The organism is Shewanella sp. SR44-3 (assembly GCF_014163735.1).
In the GTDB taxonomy this organism is placed as follows: Bacteria; Pseudomonadota; Gammaproteobacteria; order Enterobacterales; family Shewanellaceae; genus Shewanella.
Window position 1 is genome coordinate 21194 of the sequence record NZ_JACJDV010000033.1, and the last position, 18017, is coordinate 39210.

Sequence of the window (18017 nt, forward strand, 5' to 3'; positions counted from 1 at the left end):
GGATTAAGTGAGATTTATGCCGGGAATGATCTTAGATAAATGTGAGTCAATATCACAACATCATTTAGCGGTAATTCAGCTGCAAATATTGCCTGAATATAGCCATTTGTTTCAGACTGGCATGAGTCTCGGCGGCAGTGTTTTTGAACCACAGACGGCAATTTCAGTTTCCCCTCTAGGCCAAGGCCTTATTAATAGCACTTATTTATTGAGCTGCCCTTCTGGCAAGTTTGTGCTGCAACAAATCAATTGCCATGTTTTCCCCGCGCCTTGGACGCTCGTTAACAATTCAGCTTTAATAAGCCATCACCTTCACCAGCAAGCTATCGTGGGACGCTACCAGTTAGCGGTTATTGAGCCTTTATTGACTAATAGCGGAGCGTTAGCCCTAGATCTCGGTGCTGATGGTTTTTGGCGTTTATTATCTTATGTGCCTAAAAGCATAACGCTTTCGCAGGTGGATAATGCCAGTATGGCTCAACAGGTGGGGGCAACCTTTGGCCATTTTGCAGCCAATATAACTGGAATTAACCCAAGCAGTATTGGTGTTGTGATTGATGATTTTTTAAATTTACCCAAACGGCTCACACAGTTACAACAAGCGGCGCAACAGGATCAGTATAATCGTCTGAGTGGCTGCAAAGCTTGGGTGGAGCTGGCGCTAGCTCAGCATGATTTAATGGCACAGCTTGCTAGCGTGGAGGCTATGCTACCTCGCAGAATTTGTCATAATGACACTAAAATCAATAACATGTTGTTTAGCCAAGTTACACTAAAACCGCTCGCTGTGATTGACCTTGATACTTGTATGCCGGGTTATCTAATGTATGATTTTGGTGACATGGTGCGAGCTTTTTGTTCTCCTGTCGCTGAAGATTCCACCGAGCTAGCTAATATTCACGCGCGCCCAGAGCTCATCCTGGCTGCAGCCAAGGGTTATATTGATGCGCTAAAAGGTATCATGAGTGATGAGGAGGTTCTGAGTCTGTGGCTAGGAGTGAAGTTAATGACTTTGATGTTAGCGAGCCGCTTCTTGAGCGATCATTTACAAGGGGATGCATACTTTGCCGTGGGTCATCCAAATCATAATCTGCAGCGCGCCATTAACCAGTTTACGCTGTTTTTAAGCCTACAGACTCAAGATGCAGCCATGGAGCAAGCCTTTACTCAAATGAGCCAGTCTTAGTGACTGATTCATTTAGCAGACGACATTGAGTGTCGACCATGCTTTTGAATATGAAAGAACAGCCAAGGAAAATAAGGAAGCCTATGCCTTATCAAGGCGAGACGAGTCAAGTCAGTTCGAGTTCAGCTGAGATTAATCAAGCTGACAGCAAGCAAGAACGTCATAGTCAAGTGAACACCAACCCCAGTTGTCGCCGTAACAGAATGAGTTGGCTGCGAGGTACCTTGCGCCGCTCTCAGCAAGAAGCGGCGGCATCATCAACGATGACAGCCACCAGTGATAACTTTTTTAATGCTTATGCTATTTCCTTAGGGGCAAGTTTAGGGCAAATGGGTTGGGTGGCGGGTTTACCGCAATTATTTGGCTCAATTGCTCAGTTGGTGTCGGTTTGGCTTGCGAGTCATTTCAGCCGCAAACAGTTTATTGTGGTGTGTGCTGTATTGCAGGCGTTAGTGGTGATGATGATGGGAGCGCTGGCCGCATGGGCACCCGATAATGCCGTGTGGTTATTTATTGCCTTAGCCGTAGGTTATCACGGTTTTATTAACCTTATTCAGCCCCATTGGCGCGCCTGGATGGGGAGCATAGTACCCCAGCGTCGTCGTGGGACATTTTTTGCGGCGCGCACCCGCTTGACAATGGCGGCATCCCTCAGTGTATTTATTTTAGGTGGCGGACTGCTGACATTAAGTGAGCACTGGGGCATGACTTGGCTGGGCTTTACCTTGCTGTTTTCTTTGGCTGCCATGGGGCGTTTTACGTCGGCATGGCTGTTATGGCAAATGCACGACCCTGACGACGGCGATAAAGATAAAGACATCGCTTTCGTGACCACCTTGAAGAATTTTAAACTGGCTTGGCAGGACAGCTGTTTTCGAAAATACAGCTTATTTGTCGCCAGTATGCAGGGTATGGTGGCGATTTCTGCGCCCTATTTTGCCGTATACATGTTGGAAGTGCTGCATTTTAGTTACTTAGAGTTTGTCATTGTCAGCGTAGCGTCCATTATTACGCAATTTATTAGCCTGAGATTTTGGGGGCGTTTTAGTGATAAATTTGGCAATCGCTATGTGATGGTGTTCACCAGCTGCCTTATCCCTAGTCTGCCTTTGCTATGGTTATTTTCAGCCGATTACGGCTACATTTTGCTTATTCAAGCCCTGTCAGGGCTCGCTTGGAGTGGCTTTACTTTAAGCACTGCCAACTATTTATATGATATCAGGCCGCATAAGTCAGATTTTGCAACCTATGCCGCACTGCAGGCCGCGCTAGGCGCAGCTTGTGTCTTTATTGGTGCCTTGGCGGGAGGAGCTATCAGTGCGTCATCTGCTGAGTTGTTGCAGTGGTTCAATCAAGATGAGTCACTCATAGGCCCAATTTTTACCGTGTTTGTGGTCTCAACGTTACTGCGAAGTGTGGTCAGTTACTGGTTTTTACCTAAGCTTGATGAGCCTAAAGTGCGTCCACGGCCTGAATTGCTTAAATTGATATTCCGTATTGGTCGCTTTAATGCCATCACTGGCATGAGTTTAGATTGGCTCTCGGTCGTGAAAGATAATGATAAAAAGTCAAAAAAAGACCCACATCCACCACAAGATACCCAGTAGTTATTCCATGGTTATCGAGTCGTTATTTAGAATTTTTTTCGCACAGTCGTGACTCAGAAATAAAAGAGAGATGTATGAATTTACCTTATAAATGGATTTTGTTTGACGCCGACGATACCTTGTTCAGTTTTGATGCCTTTGCTGGTTTAAAGCAAATGTTTTCAGGTTTTGAATTTGATTTTAGTCTTGATGATTTTAGCTTTTACCAGACGATTAATAAGCCGTTATGGATTGATTATCAGGATGGAAAAATCAGCGCTAAAGAATTGCAAAATAACCGCTTTATTCCTTGGGCTGAACAATTAAAGGTTGATACTTCAACCCTTAACAGCGCATTTTTAAATGCCATGGCAGATATTTGCAAGCCGCTTCCTGGTGCCCGAGAGTTAGTCGATGGCTTAACCGGTAAAGCTAACCTAGGCATAATTACTAATGGCTTTACTGAGCTTCAACAAATACGCTTAGAACGAACCGGTTTCAGCGGCGCATTTTCACCTGTAGTGATCTCAGAGCAAATTGGCCAGGCCAAGCCCCATGTAAGCATCTTTGAACATGCGTTTTCTTTAATGGGGGGTCCTAGAAAACAAGATATTTTGATGGTGGGAGATAATCTACATTCAGATATCTTAGGCGGTATCAATGCTGGTATTGATACCTGTTGGTTAAATCATCATGGCGCAGAGACAAGTCAGGGTATAACCCCAAATTATCAAGTCGCCTCACTCGCTGAACTTAAAACGCTGCTTTTAGGTTAATCCGCAACACATTTTCAGGCTGTCTAGTTGGCACTAGCTTCGCTTGAGAAGAGCGAGGCTGGCTTTGGCGGACAGAGGTTTGCTGAGCAAGAAACCTTGTACTTGATCGCAGCCTTCTTTTAACAAGAAATCTAGCTGAGCTTGGGTTTCGACCCCTTCCGCCACCACATTAAGTTCTAAGCTGTGAGCCAGAGTAATAATGGCACTGGTGATCGCCGCATCATCAGGATCTTCAGTGATATCACGGACAAATTCTCGGTCAATTTTTAAGGTATCTATGGGGAAGCGTTTTAAATAACTTAAGCTTGAATAGCCAGTACCAAAATCATCTACGGCTATGGTCAGGCCTAATTCTTTTAATTGCGACAAAATCGCGACCGAATCTTTAGGGTTACCCATAATCATTGATTCGGTTAATTCAAGCTCCAAGGCGCTTGCTGGTAGCCCCGCAACGGCTAAGGCGACTTCAATGGTGGAGACGATATCGGCTTTGAGCTGCCTTGCGGATAAGTTGACCGCAATGGTTACCTCTTTAAAGCCAAGTTCATGCCATTGTGCCAATTGACTACAGGCCTTGTTAATAACCCATTGGCCTATCTGATTGATAAAGCCGGTCTCTTCCGCCAATGGAATAAATTCAGCAGGGGAGATAAAGCCTAGTATCGGGTGATTCCAGCGCAGTAGGGCTTCAAAGCCAACGATTTTTTTAGTGAGTATGTCGTATTTGGGTTGGTACACTAAGGACAATTCATTTTCTTGAATAGCCAGTTTTAATCCCGCTTCAAGCTGTACATGGCGAGTGGCATATTGATTTAACTGATCGGTATAGAATTGGAAATTATTACGCCCCACTGATTTTGCATGATACATGGCGGTATCGGCGTACTTAATCAATGAACTGGCGTCAGTTGCATCATCAGGGTACAGGCTTATACCCACAGATGGCGATATAGTGAGGGTCTTGTCATCAAGTAAAAACGGTGTTTGAAACGCATGTAGGATTTTCTCAGCAACCACAGTCGCAGAGCTCACTTTAGACACACCTTCTAAAATAATGGTGAACTCATCGCCACCTAAGCGTGCAACCGTGTCGCCTTCGCGTACTGCGCTTTGCAGCCTATGGGCAACGGCTTTGAGTAGTAAGTCACCGATATGGTGGCCCATGGAATCGTTAATATGCTTAAATCTGTCCAAATCTAGGAAGAATAAGGCGACGATATTCTGATTTCTGTGAGCTTTGGTTATCGCATGATTAAGCCTATCTTGGAATAACGTCCGGTTGGGCAAGTTAGTTAATGGATCAAAATTGGCCAAAATACGTAAGTCTTCTTCGGCTTTTTTACGGGCGGTAATATCAGTGAATACCGCTACGAAATGGCTGGTTTCACCTTTAGTGTCAATCACTTGGTTGATTTCAAGCCACGCCAATATGCCTTTTTTATCACGAGTGCGAATTTTTATTTCACCGGCCCAATGCTTATGCTTAAGCAGCTGAGTTTCTACATTGAGATAGAACTCTCGCCCTTGGGCGGAAGTGGCTAAAAATAGAAAATGCTTACCAGTAACATCTTTGGGTTTAAAGCCTGTGATCCTGCTAAACGCTGGGTTAACGGAGCGGACACGATAATCAAGCTCGCCGACAACAACGGCTTCATTCATGCTATAAAGCACTTGAGAAGACAGCTTTAGCTCGTTTTCAATTATTTTTCGACTGGTGATATCTCTATGGGTACCCGCCATGCGAATAGGCACATCATTGGTATTTTTCTCAACCACTTTTCCCCTGTCGAGCAACCAGATCCAGCGACCATTCTCATCTTGAATGCGATACTCAGCTTCGTAGAACTCACTATTACCTGCAATGTGTTCTTTCAGTAATATTTGAACCCTAGGGCTGTCTTCAGGATGAATGTTATCAATCAAGGTGCTTTTACTTAGGATTAAGCTCTGGGGGTTGCTCATATTAGTGCGAAACACTTGGTTATCGGCAATACTCCAGTCCCACATGCCATCGCCAGATGCCCATAAGGCTAATTTGAGTCGTTCTTCTGAAGCCTTAATGCTGCTTTCAAATTCACGCTGTTTCTGGCGTTTTTTCTGGCGTGAATGCAATACCATGAGTACGCAAATACAGCCGAGCAATACATAAATAATGTAAGCCTGAGTGGTGAGGTAAAAAGGTGGAATAACTTCAACCGATACGCTTAAGCTGCGCTGGCTATAATCGTTGTATTCTAAGGCATGGCGAACTAATAACTCGTATTTCCCAGGAGCTAGGTTGGTATAAGTTATCTCATTGTTATTATTAAGTTCACGCCAATTTTCATCAACGCCAAGCAGTAAATAACTGAACCTATCTAGCTCTGGGTAATTGAAATTAAGTGCTGAAACTTCGAAGCTAACCAGCTGTTTTTCGAAAGGCAGTTTAATGCTGGGAGAATGGCTTAAATCCAGCAGCCTGTAGCGCTTATCTCCCAGTACATAGCCAGTTAACGCGAGCTTTGTCGCTGGTCTATGGGCTGGAATTAACTGAGGGGTAAATGAGTTGACCCCGTTAATGCCACCAAACCAGAGGGTTCCATCGGTGTCTTGCCATTTGACTGCGCCATTAAACTCAGATGATTGCAATCCTTCAAACTCATTGAATGCAGTAAACTCTTGGCTGGTAGGATTAAACCGAGAAATTCCTGAATTAGTACTAAGCCATAAATTAGATTGCTGGTCTTCTAACATGGCATACACAGTATTGCTGGCGAGATCTGAGTTGACCTTTAAGCGCTCGAAGGTGATATCACCTTCAGAATTGGTGATAACTTTATCAATCCCACCATGGGTTGAAATCCAAAAGTCACCGCTTTGAGTTACCAGAAAATCACGCACCTTGTTATCGCTTAGGCTGCTAGCTTGATTGGGCTCAGAATGCTTATAAATAAGTTGCTGTTTGTTAGGCTCTAAACGTACTAGCCCTGTCATGGTGCCGATCCAGAGCGCGTCATCATGAAAGAAAATTTTCATTAAACTACTTTCATTCAGTTTGAATTCGGTTTGAAAATCAAAAGCATATTCTTCTAGAAGGCCATTTTTTAATGAAAATAAATTTTCAGGACTTGCGACCCACAAAGTACCGCTTGAGTCTAAGCTAATACTCAGCATTTGAGTGCTAAATTGCACTTCAGGATTTGCAAAGGCTGCAAATACCACTTTTCCTTGATGCCATTGGGCTAGACCATAATTGCTTGCGAACCACAGCTTACCTTGGTCATCTTGAACTATATCGTTAATGGTCAAATTGAGGTGTTTGATATCAATGCCTAATGCATCGGCAAAAGGTTGATTGTGATAGCTTTGCAGCCCCTGTTTGATTGACTTGATACCTGCGCCTTCTGTACCAATCCAGAACGTGCCTTGTGCATCCCTAAATAGGGCACGGATCATATTCGCCATACGGGGCTGGTTGGGATGGTAATCAAAAAGATGTTTAAAAAACTGCTGCTTTAGATTGAGCTTATCAATACCTGAATAACCTGTCCCTAGCCAGAGTGTGCCGCTAGTATCGAGCAGTAACGACTGAACAGTGTTTTCTTTTAAGCTATTAAGCTTACGGGGCTCATGCCTGTGTACCCGGCTCTGCCAATGTTTTTGTTGTTTATTGAGTTCGATTAAACCTGAATTTGGGCCAATGGCCCAAATTTGCTGGTAAGGGCTAATGACAAAATCTGTGATATGACTTTCTTTACCTAGCTGGTCATCCCTTTGCCAGATAAATTCTTTCTTTTGGGTGGCGAGGTTGTAACGCCATAGCTGGTTATCTATCGCCATCCATACTGAGTTGATAGAGCTTGCATGAGCACGATATAGGGTTTGGTTTGCAGCAATGTCTAATCGAGTAATGCTGTTGTTATCAATAGCAAAAGTCCCACGTTTTTCTGTGCCAACAATGACGTATTTATTATCAACATTGGTCAAACTGGTGATATGAGGTGCGCTGTTTTGCCCTAAGGTTACGCGGGTAATATCATGAGTTTTTAGTGACAATAGAAACAGTCCGGTGCGACTGCCAATCCACAGGGTTTCTCCTATGATACTTAGACTGGTAACTCTTAAGTCATTGAGGCCTTGAGCTTTGCCAAAACGGGTGAATTTACCCGTTTTGAGGTTAAGCTGATTTAAGCCACTGTTTAAAGTTGCTACCCATAAACTGCCATTGGGTTCCTGGATAATATCGGTAATGTAGTTACCGGATATGCTATCGGCTTGGTTATTTTGCTTGAGAAACAGCTCATAGTTAATGCCGTTAAAGCTGTGCAGTCCGTCTTGGGTGCCTATCCATAACATACCTGCATTATCCATAAATAAGCGGGTCACTGAGTGCTGGTTTAAATCATTATTGTCGGTGAAATGTTCGAACTTTACTTCATAATCAAGAGGTGTTTCTAGCTGTGCCTGCACCTGAAAAGGCAGCAAACAAAATAGCAACACTTGAAGGAATGCAAGGGCCAAGGTGAAGTGGTGACAAGTGGGGAGGGTAACTCGTAAATTCAATAGACACCTATGAAATGAATGAACTAATTTATTGAGTTCTATTTATGCTCCACAGCATTGTATTTGAATTTCCCAGTGAGTACAAAAATCGAGTTAGCATTATAGCTGTTAACTCATCGAAATATTGTTAATCACTTTTACTCTGCTCTTGCATTAGCTCATGAATTAAGTGGTCTTTTTCTAGCCAAACCTGATTGAGCCAACGCTGAAACTGGGTGCGATATTCAGGTTGTGAGAAGTATAGTTCAGCATCCACTTGAGGTACCTCTAAACATTCCACTCGCATGGTGATTTTATGGACTTTACCCAGCATCATGGCTTTTAAAGTGTCTTCTGGGGCATCAGGATACACTAACGTGAGATTGAGCACTTTAGTAAATTGCTCACCCATGGCCGAAAGTGTAAACGCGATACCGCCAGCTTTGGGTTTGAGTAAATAACGATAAGGTGATGCCTGTCTTTGGTGTTTTTCTAAAGTAAAGCGGCTTCCTTCAACATAGTTGATGATAGAAGTGGGCATGTGTTTAAATTTTTCACAGGACTTACGGGTAGTGCGTAAATCTTTGCCCTTAAGTTTAGGGTTTCTTTTTAACTTGGCTGGACTTGTACGGTTCATAAACGGCATATCTAGCGCCCAGCAACCTAAGCCTAAAATTGGCACGTAAAGCAGTTCTTTCTTTAAGAAGAACTTAAGCATAGGGATGTTGTTGCGCAGTAAATAGCTTTGGGTTGCGATATCAAGGCCACTGATATGATTGCTTATCAGCAAGTACCAGCTTTTATTATCGAGTTGCTCTAAACCCTCAACGTCCCATTCCACTTTGGCGATCAGATTAATAATCGCGCCATTAAAAAATGCCCAACACCACATAAAGCGGTTCATTACATGGGTGATGGCAATACGACCTTTAATGGTGGGGATAAACAGTTTTAAGATGCCACCTATACTAATTAACCCACCCCATATAAAGGTGCTCAGTACAAATAAACTGCCGCTGAGTAAGAATAAAACCGGCCCAGGTACAAACGACAACATAGGGGTTATGCCTCTGGTTTATGGTTAGACATGGCGAGTTGAGTCATGATGCGATCTTTATCCTGCCAGAGTTGGTTGAGCTCCTCTTGGAATCCAATCTTAAACTCTCTGTCTTTGGTGTAATCCCCTTTCAATTTCGCCGGAATTGGGGTGATTTCTACATGGACTTTAACTTCATCTAGGTCGCCGCAAATATACTGCCAGTAACTAGGTACCTTATTGGGGTAGTAGATCGTGACGTTAACTAGAGTGTGTATGTGCTCCCCCATGGCTGATAGCGCAAACGCCATGCCGCCAGCTTTTGGCTTAAGTAAATGCTGGAACGGTGATTCTTGTTTGGCATGCTTGGTAGTGTTAAAGCGGGTGCCTTCAACAAAATTCATTACACTCACAGGCTTAGTCTTAAATTTCTCACAGGCTTTGCGAGTAATCTCTATGTCTTTACCTCTAAGTTTTGGATTTTTCTTCAATTGCGCAGTGGTGTAGCGGCGCATAAAAGGGAAATCAAGCGCCCACCAAGCTAAACCTAGTAGCGGTACATAAATTAATTCTTGTTTTAAGAAGAACTTTAAAAAGGGGATTTTACGGTTAAAAACCCGCTGTAAAATTAATATATCAACCCAAGATTGGTGGTTGGCTATCACCATATACCATTGCTCTTCACTGAAATGAGTATCACCGGTTAATTGGATTTTTACTGGGTGAAGGCTGGCTTCAATCACAGTGTTGACGCTGATCCAGTTGCTGGCGCAATGATCTAGCACATAGCTGCAAAAGCGGTTAGTGTGTGCGTTAGGCAATAGCTTTACTATGCTAAAAGCGAGAATAGGCGTAACCCAAAAAATAGTATTAATTAGGTAGCAAATGAAGGCAAAGCAGCCTTTGATTTTCTGAAGCAACGACATTGAGTCTCCTTAAATGGAGGCTTATGTTACCCGCACTCAGGCTTTGGCTCAATCGGCAGTGTAATAAATTAGCTGTTTATTGCTGTCTTAGACGGGTAATTAACCTGTCCATAGCCCGATATCCTAAGGCTTGGGCAAGATGTGTTTTATCTACTTTTGCTGCATCTTGTAGATCGGCAATAGTACAAGCGACTCGCTGAATTTTATGAAAACTGCGCACCGAAAGCCCTAATTGCTGCACGCTTTGCTCAAGAAATATCAATTCAGCTTGATTAAGCTTAGCGACCTTGTTAAGTGCTTTTGGACTAAGCTCGCTGTTAAGCACCCCGCTGCGGTTAAGCTGTTTTTCCCTAGCTGTTTTAATTCTGGCCGCCACGCTGGCACTGGTTTCTGTTTGGCTATTGGGCTGACTCAAGGCGCCACTTGGTAATTTAGGCACGTCTATGGTGAGATCAAACCTGTCTAGAAATGGCCCAGATAAGCGCGAAAGATAACGCTGAATTTGATCTGGTGTCGAGCGGGCTTTATCTGCATCGCCGCAAGGGCTTGGGTTCATGGCGGCAATCAATTGAAAGCGGCTAGCAAAGGTGAGTTTCGCCGCCGCTCTTGATATCACTACTTCGCCGGTTTCCATGGGTTCACGTAAACAATCCAGCACTCTGCGAGAAAACTCAGGTAATTCATCAAGAAATAAAATGCCCCTATGGGCCAATGAGATCTCTCCTGGTTTAGGCACAGTGCCGCCGCCCACTAATGAAATTGCCGAACAAGTATGGTGAGGCGAGCGAAATGGACGGCGTAAAAAGTTGTGGCTTTGAGTGTTAAGCCCTGCCACAGAATGTATCGCAGCCACCTCAATCGCTTCTTGATAGCTTAAATTAGGCAAGAGAGGAATAATGCGATTAGCCAGCATACTCTTTCCTGTGCCTGGCGGGCCCATAAGCAATAAATTATGCCCGCCAGCAGCAGCAATCTCCAAACCTTGCTTGGCTTGATATTGGCCAATAACATCACTGAGACACAGTGTGGGGTCAATCGTGGATTCAGTTATCCATAATGTTTTGGTGTCCACCTTGGGCAATTGGCTGTGGCCATGTAAGAACGCCGCAAGATGCTGAAGATGGGCAACGAAATGACATTGCTGATAACCCACTAATTCGGCTTCATGGCGATTATCCAGCGGCATAAACATAGAGTGTCCATCATCCCTTGCAGCTATGATGGCGGGCAGTAGCCCTACACAAGAGCGTACTTGGCCAGTGAGTGCCAGCTCACCGACAAACTCAGCATCATTAATGGCTTGTTTGGGTATTTGCTCTGAGGCGGCGAGGATCCCAATGGCGATGGGTAAATCATAGCGCCCCCCTTGCTTGGGTAAATCCGCAGGGGCCAAGTTCACTGTGATGCGCTGCATGGGGAACTCAAATCCTGCATTAATTAACGCGCTGCGGACTCTTTCTTTAGCCTCTTTTACTGATGCTTCCGGCAAACCCACTAGGCTAAACCCTGGTAAGCCATTGCTTAAATGCACTTCTACTATGACTTTTGGAGCCTGTACACCACAGCTTGCACGAGTCATGACGCATGCAATTGCCATAACAAATCCTTTTGTTGTTGGTTGAATTCCATTAATAGTAGTTGAACAGAGCTTGAACTGTCGTTTGGGGCGATGCTTGGATTTAACTTAATTCAGTGATTGAAGTGTAAATTTGAGCTTAAACGACAGACTACAAACTTATGTAGCTAATAATTAATGTTGGCTCGTTAATGTTGAATTCGAGCTTGAATAATCAGCTTAAAGCTAAGTTGCTACGATGGCTGCTTAAGCGCGGCAAGGTGCAGTGGGTTAACTTTGTTAGGCAAATACAGGGGATTTAATTACATTTAGCAGTAGCGACAAAAGGCGTCGAGGTTTGAGCTGTCGGGTGTCGGGAGGCATCAGGATTTGTAAATTTATTGTGAGCAATGCACGACAATCTGTTTGTAAAGCCAAAATAACTTCAGTATCATAAATTATTAACGGATTGTTTTACTCTTTGCTGGTTACACTCAGCTCATTGCAGAGTGTCGATAGTTCTAGCGTGTAAATAATTTTGATGGAGATATCAGTGAAATACTGTTCAATTAGCTTTGCTTTATTGTGCTTTTACGCAAGCAACTCATTTGCGGCACTCGAAGTCATTACTGCGTCAGAAAAGCAGACTTTCAATACAATTGAACAACAATACAATATTGATACTTTGCTTATCACAGTAAACGACAGATTCTCTCAACTGAATAAAAAAGCCTATGACATAGAGGGCCTAAAAAAAGGCATAGTGTTAGAGCAGCAACGTTATGAAGAGCTCATTGCCGAATTACCAAGAATCATTCGCGCTAAAACAGGGCTTAGCCAAACCTATAAACAAATAGAATCTGCTATTCATACTGTCGATAAATTAACCCAAAAAATTAAAGATGACAGTGCAAGCCTTAAAGCAGAAAAAATAGCCATACTTGCAGAATACGAAGCGGTAAATAAAAAGCGCGCTGATAAAAGTCAGCAGTTGTTTAAGCTTAAAACTGAGATCACCAACCGCTTACTTGCTGATTTATCTAAACCTGATAGCTCGCTTCCGGTGACCATTAATGGCTCAACAGAATGTTCAAAGTATCAGTCAATTGCAGATTGTTTAAAAGAATCTAAAAGCGGTATCTTATCCAGCACTCGTAACGAATCTCCCTTTTTAAACGAAAAAAGTGTGTTGTTATCATACGAAGTGTTAGACGCCAACATGAACATGAAAGGCGAGTTGACTTATAAAGCAACCATGCAGTTTAAGCCTTCTTATAACAATAAAACTGATATTAGGTTGAATGAAGAGTTAGGCCTTAAATCTGCGATGATTACTTTAATCAGTAACGTGCCAGCAGATTGGTATATCAATGGTGTGAAAATTGGCACGGGTAGCAAATTGTCGCACGAAATTCCATTGGGTAAACATGGCATTTTAGCGTCATATAAAAATCAAGATAAATCCAGTGTGGAAAAAATTGAAGCTAGCGGTACCTTTAATTATAAGTTTAACCAGTCTTCATTTACTACACCGCCCAATAGTATTGCAAAAGAAGCAGCTGAGACAAATTCAAAAGGTGTCTCAAAGCAAACAATGCAACAACCGACCACTAAAAAGTCTGACACAACATATACTTTCTTCCCAGATACAAGCAGTGATAAGTTGGATGATAAAGATCCATCAGCAGATAAAATTAATGAATTTTTTATGGGCATAACCCCTGTGGCTAAAAAACAAACCATAGAGATCACTAACGAGCCTATCGAAAAGTAATATCTTAGGCAGTATTTTTGCATTGTGGTTTAGTGCAAACGAATTGAATAAAAAAGCCATATCTGGAGATATGGCTTTTTTATTGCCATTTTACCGCTGAAAAAAACGTTGGAACATACTCTTGATATGTGTCTTGTTACAAAGAGAGTAAAAAGATTTACATTACTTTACGCTCAGTTAAGCAAATATAATTACAATAAGCAGTCATCAATCACAGGCTAGTCATTAGCCCCAGTCGTCGTGCAACGACACCTTCAATTATTGCTTATAGAGATGTGTACTCAAATGATCAAAAAACTTGGCCAATGTCTTCTTTTAACTTCCCTATTGATTATTGGGTATGTTGGGGGGCTCCCCAATGCCATTGCCGCTAAGGCTCCTACCCGAGCTGAAAAAGTGGTTCCAGTGATCACTGCCGCAGTTGAACAGCATGAGCTTTCGCAATCAATTACCTTAATCGGAAAGCTTGCTGCAACTGACTCAGTAATGATAGCGCCGCAAGTCCCAGGGAAAATAGACAGCATAGCTGTGACATCCAACCAATATGTCACTAAAGGTCAAGTATTACTCACGCTTGATAACCGTAAGGCAAAGGCCAACGTGACTGAGGCTGAAGCTTTTTATCAAGATGAAGTGCGTAAGCTTAACGAGTTTAACAAGTTGATCCACGTTAACGCCATCACTCAAACAGAAATAGAAGCGCAAAAATCCAGTGTTGATATCGCTTTCGCTCGACTTGAAGCGGCAAAAACAGATCTTGATTATCACACACTAACCGCACCATTTTCCGGAAATACTGGCTTGGTCAATTTCAGCCGCGGCAAGATGGTAAGTATCAATGAATCACTATTATCACTTGATGATTTATCTGTGTTACAGCTCGATTTACAGGTTCCAGAACATTATCTCGCTTTATTAAGTACAGGGATGCTGGTAAATGCATCGAGCAGAGCTTGGAATAAAGCCATTTTTACAGGCAAGGTTATTGCGATTGATCCACGGGTCAATTCACAAACACTGAACCTCAATGTTCGGAGTCAGTTTGATAACCAAAAGAGCCAATTAAAGCCGGGTATGATGATGTCTGCAACACTAGTGTTCCCTAGCGTGTCATCTCCAATTGTTCCAGTGCAAGCCCTTGAGTACTCTGGAACTAAACGCTATGTCTACGTTATTAATCAAGACAATGTCGCCATTCGTACCCAGGTGATATTAGGTGCCAGAATTAAAGACCAAGTGCTGCTTGAATCTGGTGTTAGCATAGGTGAGCGCATAGTAGTTCAAGGCTTGGTGAATATGCGTGACGGCATTAAGGTGAAGGACTTAGTGGCCGAATCTAAGCCAGGTTCTGTTCAACAGGAGCAAAAATAATGTGGCTAAGTGATACGGCGGTTAAACGTCCTGTAGTTGCGATTGTTTTAAGTTTATTGCTGTGTGTTTTTGGCTTGGTATCCTTCTCTAAACTGTCGGTTAGAGAAATGCCCGATGTACAAAACCCAGTCGTGACAGTAATGACCACTTATAGCGGTGCATCAGCCACTATTATGGAAAGTAAAATCACTAAGAGCCTAGAAGATGAATTAACCGGTATCAGCGGTATTGATGAAATCACCTCAACCACTCGAAATGGCATGTCACGTATTTCCATCGAATTTGAACTAGGGTGGGATTTAACCGAAGGCGTGAGTGATGTACGAGATGCCGTTGCTAAAGCCCAGCGTCGCTTACCTGATGAAGCTGACGACCCTATTGTATCTAAAGATAATGGTACTGGTGAACCATCGATTTATGTCAACTTAAGCTCTGAAAATATGGATCGTACTCAACTCACAGATTACGCCCAGCGAGTATTAGAGGACAGATTTAGCTTAATTACTGGGGTGAGCTCGGTCAATATTTCTGGTGGTTTGTACAAAGTCATGTATGTACAGCTAAAACCGCAACTAATGGCTGGTAGAAATGTGACCACCAACGACATTATTAGCGCCTTAAATCGTGAAAATCTTGAGACACCGGGTGGTGAGGTTCGTAACGACACCACTGTCATGTCTGTTAGAACAAAACGGCTATATTACAGCCCAGAAGACTTTAACTATTTAGTTGTCCACACCGCAGACGACGGTACGCCTATTTACCTTAAGGATGTCGCTAGCGTATTTATCGGAGCAGAAAATGAAAATTCGACTTTTAAAAGCAACGGTATCGTTAACTTAAGCTTAGGTATCGTGCCGCAATCTGATGCCAATCCATTAGACATATCGCTGCAAGTACAGCACGAAGTCGATAAAGTGCAGAGCTTTTTGCCAGAAGGAACCCAGTTAGTTGTCGATTATGATGCCAATGTGTTTATTGCGCGCTCAATTAATGAGGTTTACAACACCCTATTCATTACAGGGGTGCTGGTTATCCTTGTGTTGTACATTTTTATTGGTCAAGTACGGGCAACCTTAATCCCAGCAGTGACAGTACCAGTATCATTAATTGCTGCATTTATGGCGGCATACAGCTTAGGTTACTCCATTAACTTATTAACCTTAATGGCACTTATTTTAGCCATTGGCTTAGTGGTTGATGACGCCATCGTTGTGGTTGAGAATATCTTCCACCATATTGAACAGGGGGAACAACCCATACTCGCGGCCTATAAAGGGACTCGCGAAGTCGGTTTTGCAGTGATATCAACAACCCTAGTACTGGTGATGGTGTTTTTACCCATTTCATTTATGGATGGCATGGTCGGGTTACTGTTTACGGAGTTCTCCGTGATGCTGGCAATGTCGGTGCTGTTTTCATCCCTTATTGCTCTCACCCTTACCCCAGTGATGAGTAGCAAACTATTAAAAGCCAATGTGAAGAAAAATCGTTTTAATATTGCGATAGATAATGGTTTTAATCGTTTAGAGCAGCGATATCGTAGTCTGGTCAAATGGGCATTGCACTGGCGTATAGCGGCACCATTTATTATTATCGCCTGCATTTGTGGTAGCTATTTACTCTTGCAACAAGTCCCTTCGCAGCTCTCACCGCAAGAAGATCGCGGGGTATTATTTGCGTTTATTAAAGGTGCAGAGGGCACTAGTTATAATCGTATGATTGCTAATATGGATATAGTTGAAAACCGACTAATGCCACTATTGGGTCAAGGCGTAGTGAAATCATTTAGCGTTGAAGCACCGGCATTTGGCGGCCGAGCAGGTGACCAAACTGGATTTGCAATTATTCAACTCGAAGATTGGCAAGATCGTGATACCGATATAAAACAGGCCTTAGCGTTAATCAGCAACACATTGAAAGACATACCCGATGTCATGGTGCGCCCTATGCTGCCAGGATTTCGAGGTCAATCGAGTGAACCTGTCCAATTTGTACTGGGTGGCTCTGACTATTCAGAGTTGTTCAAATGGGCTCAAGTACTGCAACAAGAAGCGGATTCTAGCCCTATGCTGGAAGGTGCCGATTTAGATTACGCAGAGACCACACCTGAACTTGTCGTTGCGGTAGACAAGCAGCGAGCAGCAGAGTTAGGGATTAGCGTTTCAGAAATAGCCACAACCTTGGAAATCATGCTGGGGGGCCGCAGTGAAACAACCTTTGTTGAGCGTGGTGAAGAATATGATGTGTATCTTCGCGGTGATGAGAACAGCTTTAACAGTGTCACTGACCTCAGTAAAATCTACTTTAGAAGCAGTAAAGGCGAGCTTATCACCCTTGACACCGTGACCCAAGTTGAGGAAGTTGCCTCTCCACAACGCCTTAGTCATACCAACAAGCAAAAATCGATTACCATTAAAGCAAATTTAGGCGAAGGCTATACCTTAGGTGAAGCCTTAGACTTTTTAGAGCAGCGGGCAATAACATTATTGCCAAACGATATTTCAATTGCCTACACTGGGGAGTCAAAAGATTTTAAAGAAAATCAAACGGGAGTGCTGATTGTATTTGGTTTGGCGCTGTTGATCGCTTACTTGGTATTGGCGGCTCAATTTGAAAGCTTTATCAATCCTGCTGTAGTGATGTTTACCGTTCCCATGGGTATTTTCGGCGGTTTTATTGGCTTAGTGCTCACCCATCAAGGGATGAATATTTACAGTCAAATTGGCATGATAATGTTAATTGGTATGGTGACCAAAAATGGCATTTTAATTGTCGAGTTTGCCAATCAACTGCGCGACCGAGGCTTATCACTCGATAACGCCATTGTTGATGCATCGGCTCGTCGTTTACGACCGATATTAATGACTGCATTCACCACACTAATAGGTGCGATACCATTAATCGTATCAAGCGGCGCTGGCAGTGAAAGCCGTATCGCGGTAGGTACTGTTATTTTCTTTGGTATGGCATTTGCGACCATTGTCACTTTATTGGTGATCCCCGCTATGTACCGACTTATTTCTTCGTCAACTCACTCACCAGGGTTTGTTGAAGCGCAACTTAATGACGCTATAGCCGCTCAAAAAGCTTCATCTTCACAGGTGTAAAGAATTGTTTGATATGCATTTATTATCCCGAGCAGAGGTTGGTTAGTTGCTGCGAGTAAGATGAGGCACCTTAGGCTTCATTTTTTAAACCGTTAAACACAAAAACGCAGCCTAATTAAGCTGCGTTTTTTGTTTTGTGCCTTTTATATTTTGCTAGCACTTAGCACTTAGCACTT

The 18017-nt window shown here is 43.1% G+C and carries 10 protein-coding genes; 6 read left to right on the forward strand and 4 right to left on the reverse strand.

Features of this window, described 5'->3' with window-relative positions; genetic code table 11:
* Positions 1 to 16 precede the first annotated feature (16 nt).
* From H5073_RS14245 to yjjG, 3 genes are all read left to right on the forward strand, one after another.
* A complete protein-coding gene (locus H5073_RS14245) occupies positions 17 to 1186 on the forward strand; it encodes a phosphotransferase enzyme family protein (protein WP_182680230.1) in 1170 nt (389 codons plus the stop codon).
* A gap of 203 nt (positions 1187 to 1389) precedes the next feature.
* A complete protein-coding gene (locus H5073_RS14250) occupies positions 1390 to 2793 on the forward strand; it encodes an MFS transporter (RefSeq protein WP_182680240.1) in 1404 nt (467 codons plus the stop codon).
* A gap of 74 nt (positions 2794 to 2867) precedes the next feature.
* Positions 2868 to 3548 carry a pyrimidine 5'-nucleotidase gene (gene yjjG, locus H5073_RS14255; protein WP_182680231.1) on the forward strand — a complete coding sequence of 227 codons (681 nt, stop codon included), beginning with the start codon at positions 2868 to 2870 and terminating at the stop codon, positions 3546 to 3548.
* A 33-nt stretch (positions 3549 to 3581) separates the two neighbouring features.
* Here yjjG and H5073_RS14260 read toward each other — a convergent pair whose 3' ends face one another.
* The 4 genes from H5073_RS14260 to H5073_RS14275 form a co-directional block, all read right to left on the reverse strand.
* A complete protein-coding gene (locus H5073_RS14260; protein ID WP_182680232.1) occupies positions 3582 to 8090 on the reverse strand; it encodes an EAL domain-containing protein in 4509 nt (1502 codons plus the stop codon).
* A gap of 127 nt (positions 8091 to 8217) precedes the next feature.
* Complete coding sequence (locus H5073_RS14265) at positions 8218 to 9126, reverse strand: acyltransferase (RefSeq protein WP_182680233.1); 909 nt, start codon at positions 9124 to 9126, stop codon at positions 8218 to 8220.
* 5 nt (positions 9127 to 9131) lie between these two features.
* Positions 9132 to 10031, reverse strand: a complete 900-nt coding sequence (locus H5073_RS14270; RefSeq protein ID WP_182680234.1) for an acyltransferase — start codon at positions 10029 to 10031, stop codon at positions 9132 to 9134.
* Between the two features lie 76 nt (positions 10032 to 10107).
* Positions 10108 to 11628, reverse strand: a complete 1521-nt coding sequence (locus H5073_RS14275; protein ID WP_182680235.1) for a YifB family Mg chelatase-like AAA ATPase — start codon at positions 11626 to 11628, stop codon at positions 10108 to 10110.
* Between the two features lie 721 nt (positions 11629 to 12349).
* On the opposite strand from H5073_RS14275, the gene H5073_RS14280 reads away from it, so the two are divergent.
* The 3 genes from H5073_RS14280 to H5073_RS14290 all read left to right on the forward strand — a co-directional run bounded on the left by H5073_RS14280 (position 12350) and on the right by H5073_RS14290 (position 17841).
* Complete coding sequence (locus tag H5073_RS14280) at positions 12350 to 13360, forward strand: hypothetical protein (RefSeq protein ID WP_310734256.1); 1011 nt, start codon at positions 12350 to 12352, stop codon at positions 13358 to 13360.
* A 285-nt stretch (positions 13361 to 13645) separates the two neighbouring features.
* Positions 13646 to 14731 carry an efflux RND transporter periplasmic adaptor subunit gene (locus tag H5073_RS14285; RefSeq protein ID WP_182680237.1) on the forward strand — a complete coding sequence of 362 codons (1086 nt, stop codon included), beginning with the start codon at positions 13646 to 13648 and terminating at the stop codon, positions 14729 to 14731.
* Positions 14731 to 17841, forward strand: a complete 3111-nt coding sequence (locus tag H5073_RS14290) for a multidrug efflux RND transporter permease subunit (protein WP_182680238.1) — start codon at positions 14731 to 14733, stop codon at positions 17839 to 17841. Before H5073_RS14285 ends, H5073_RS14290 begins: the two co-directional genes overlap by 1 nt.
* Positions 17842 to 18017: the final 176 nt, after the last annotated feature.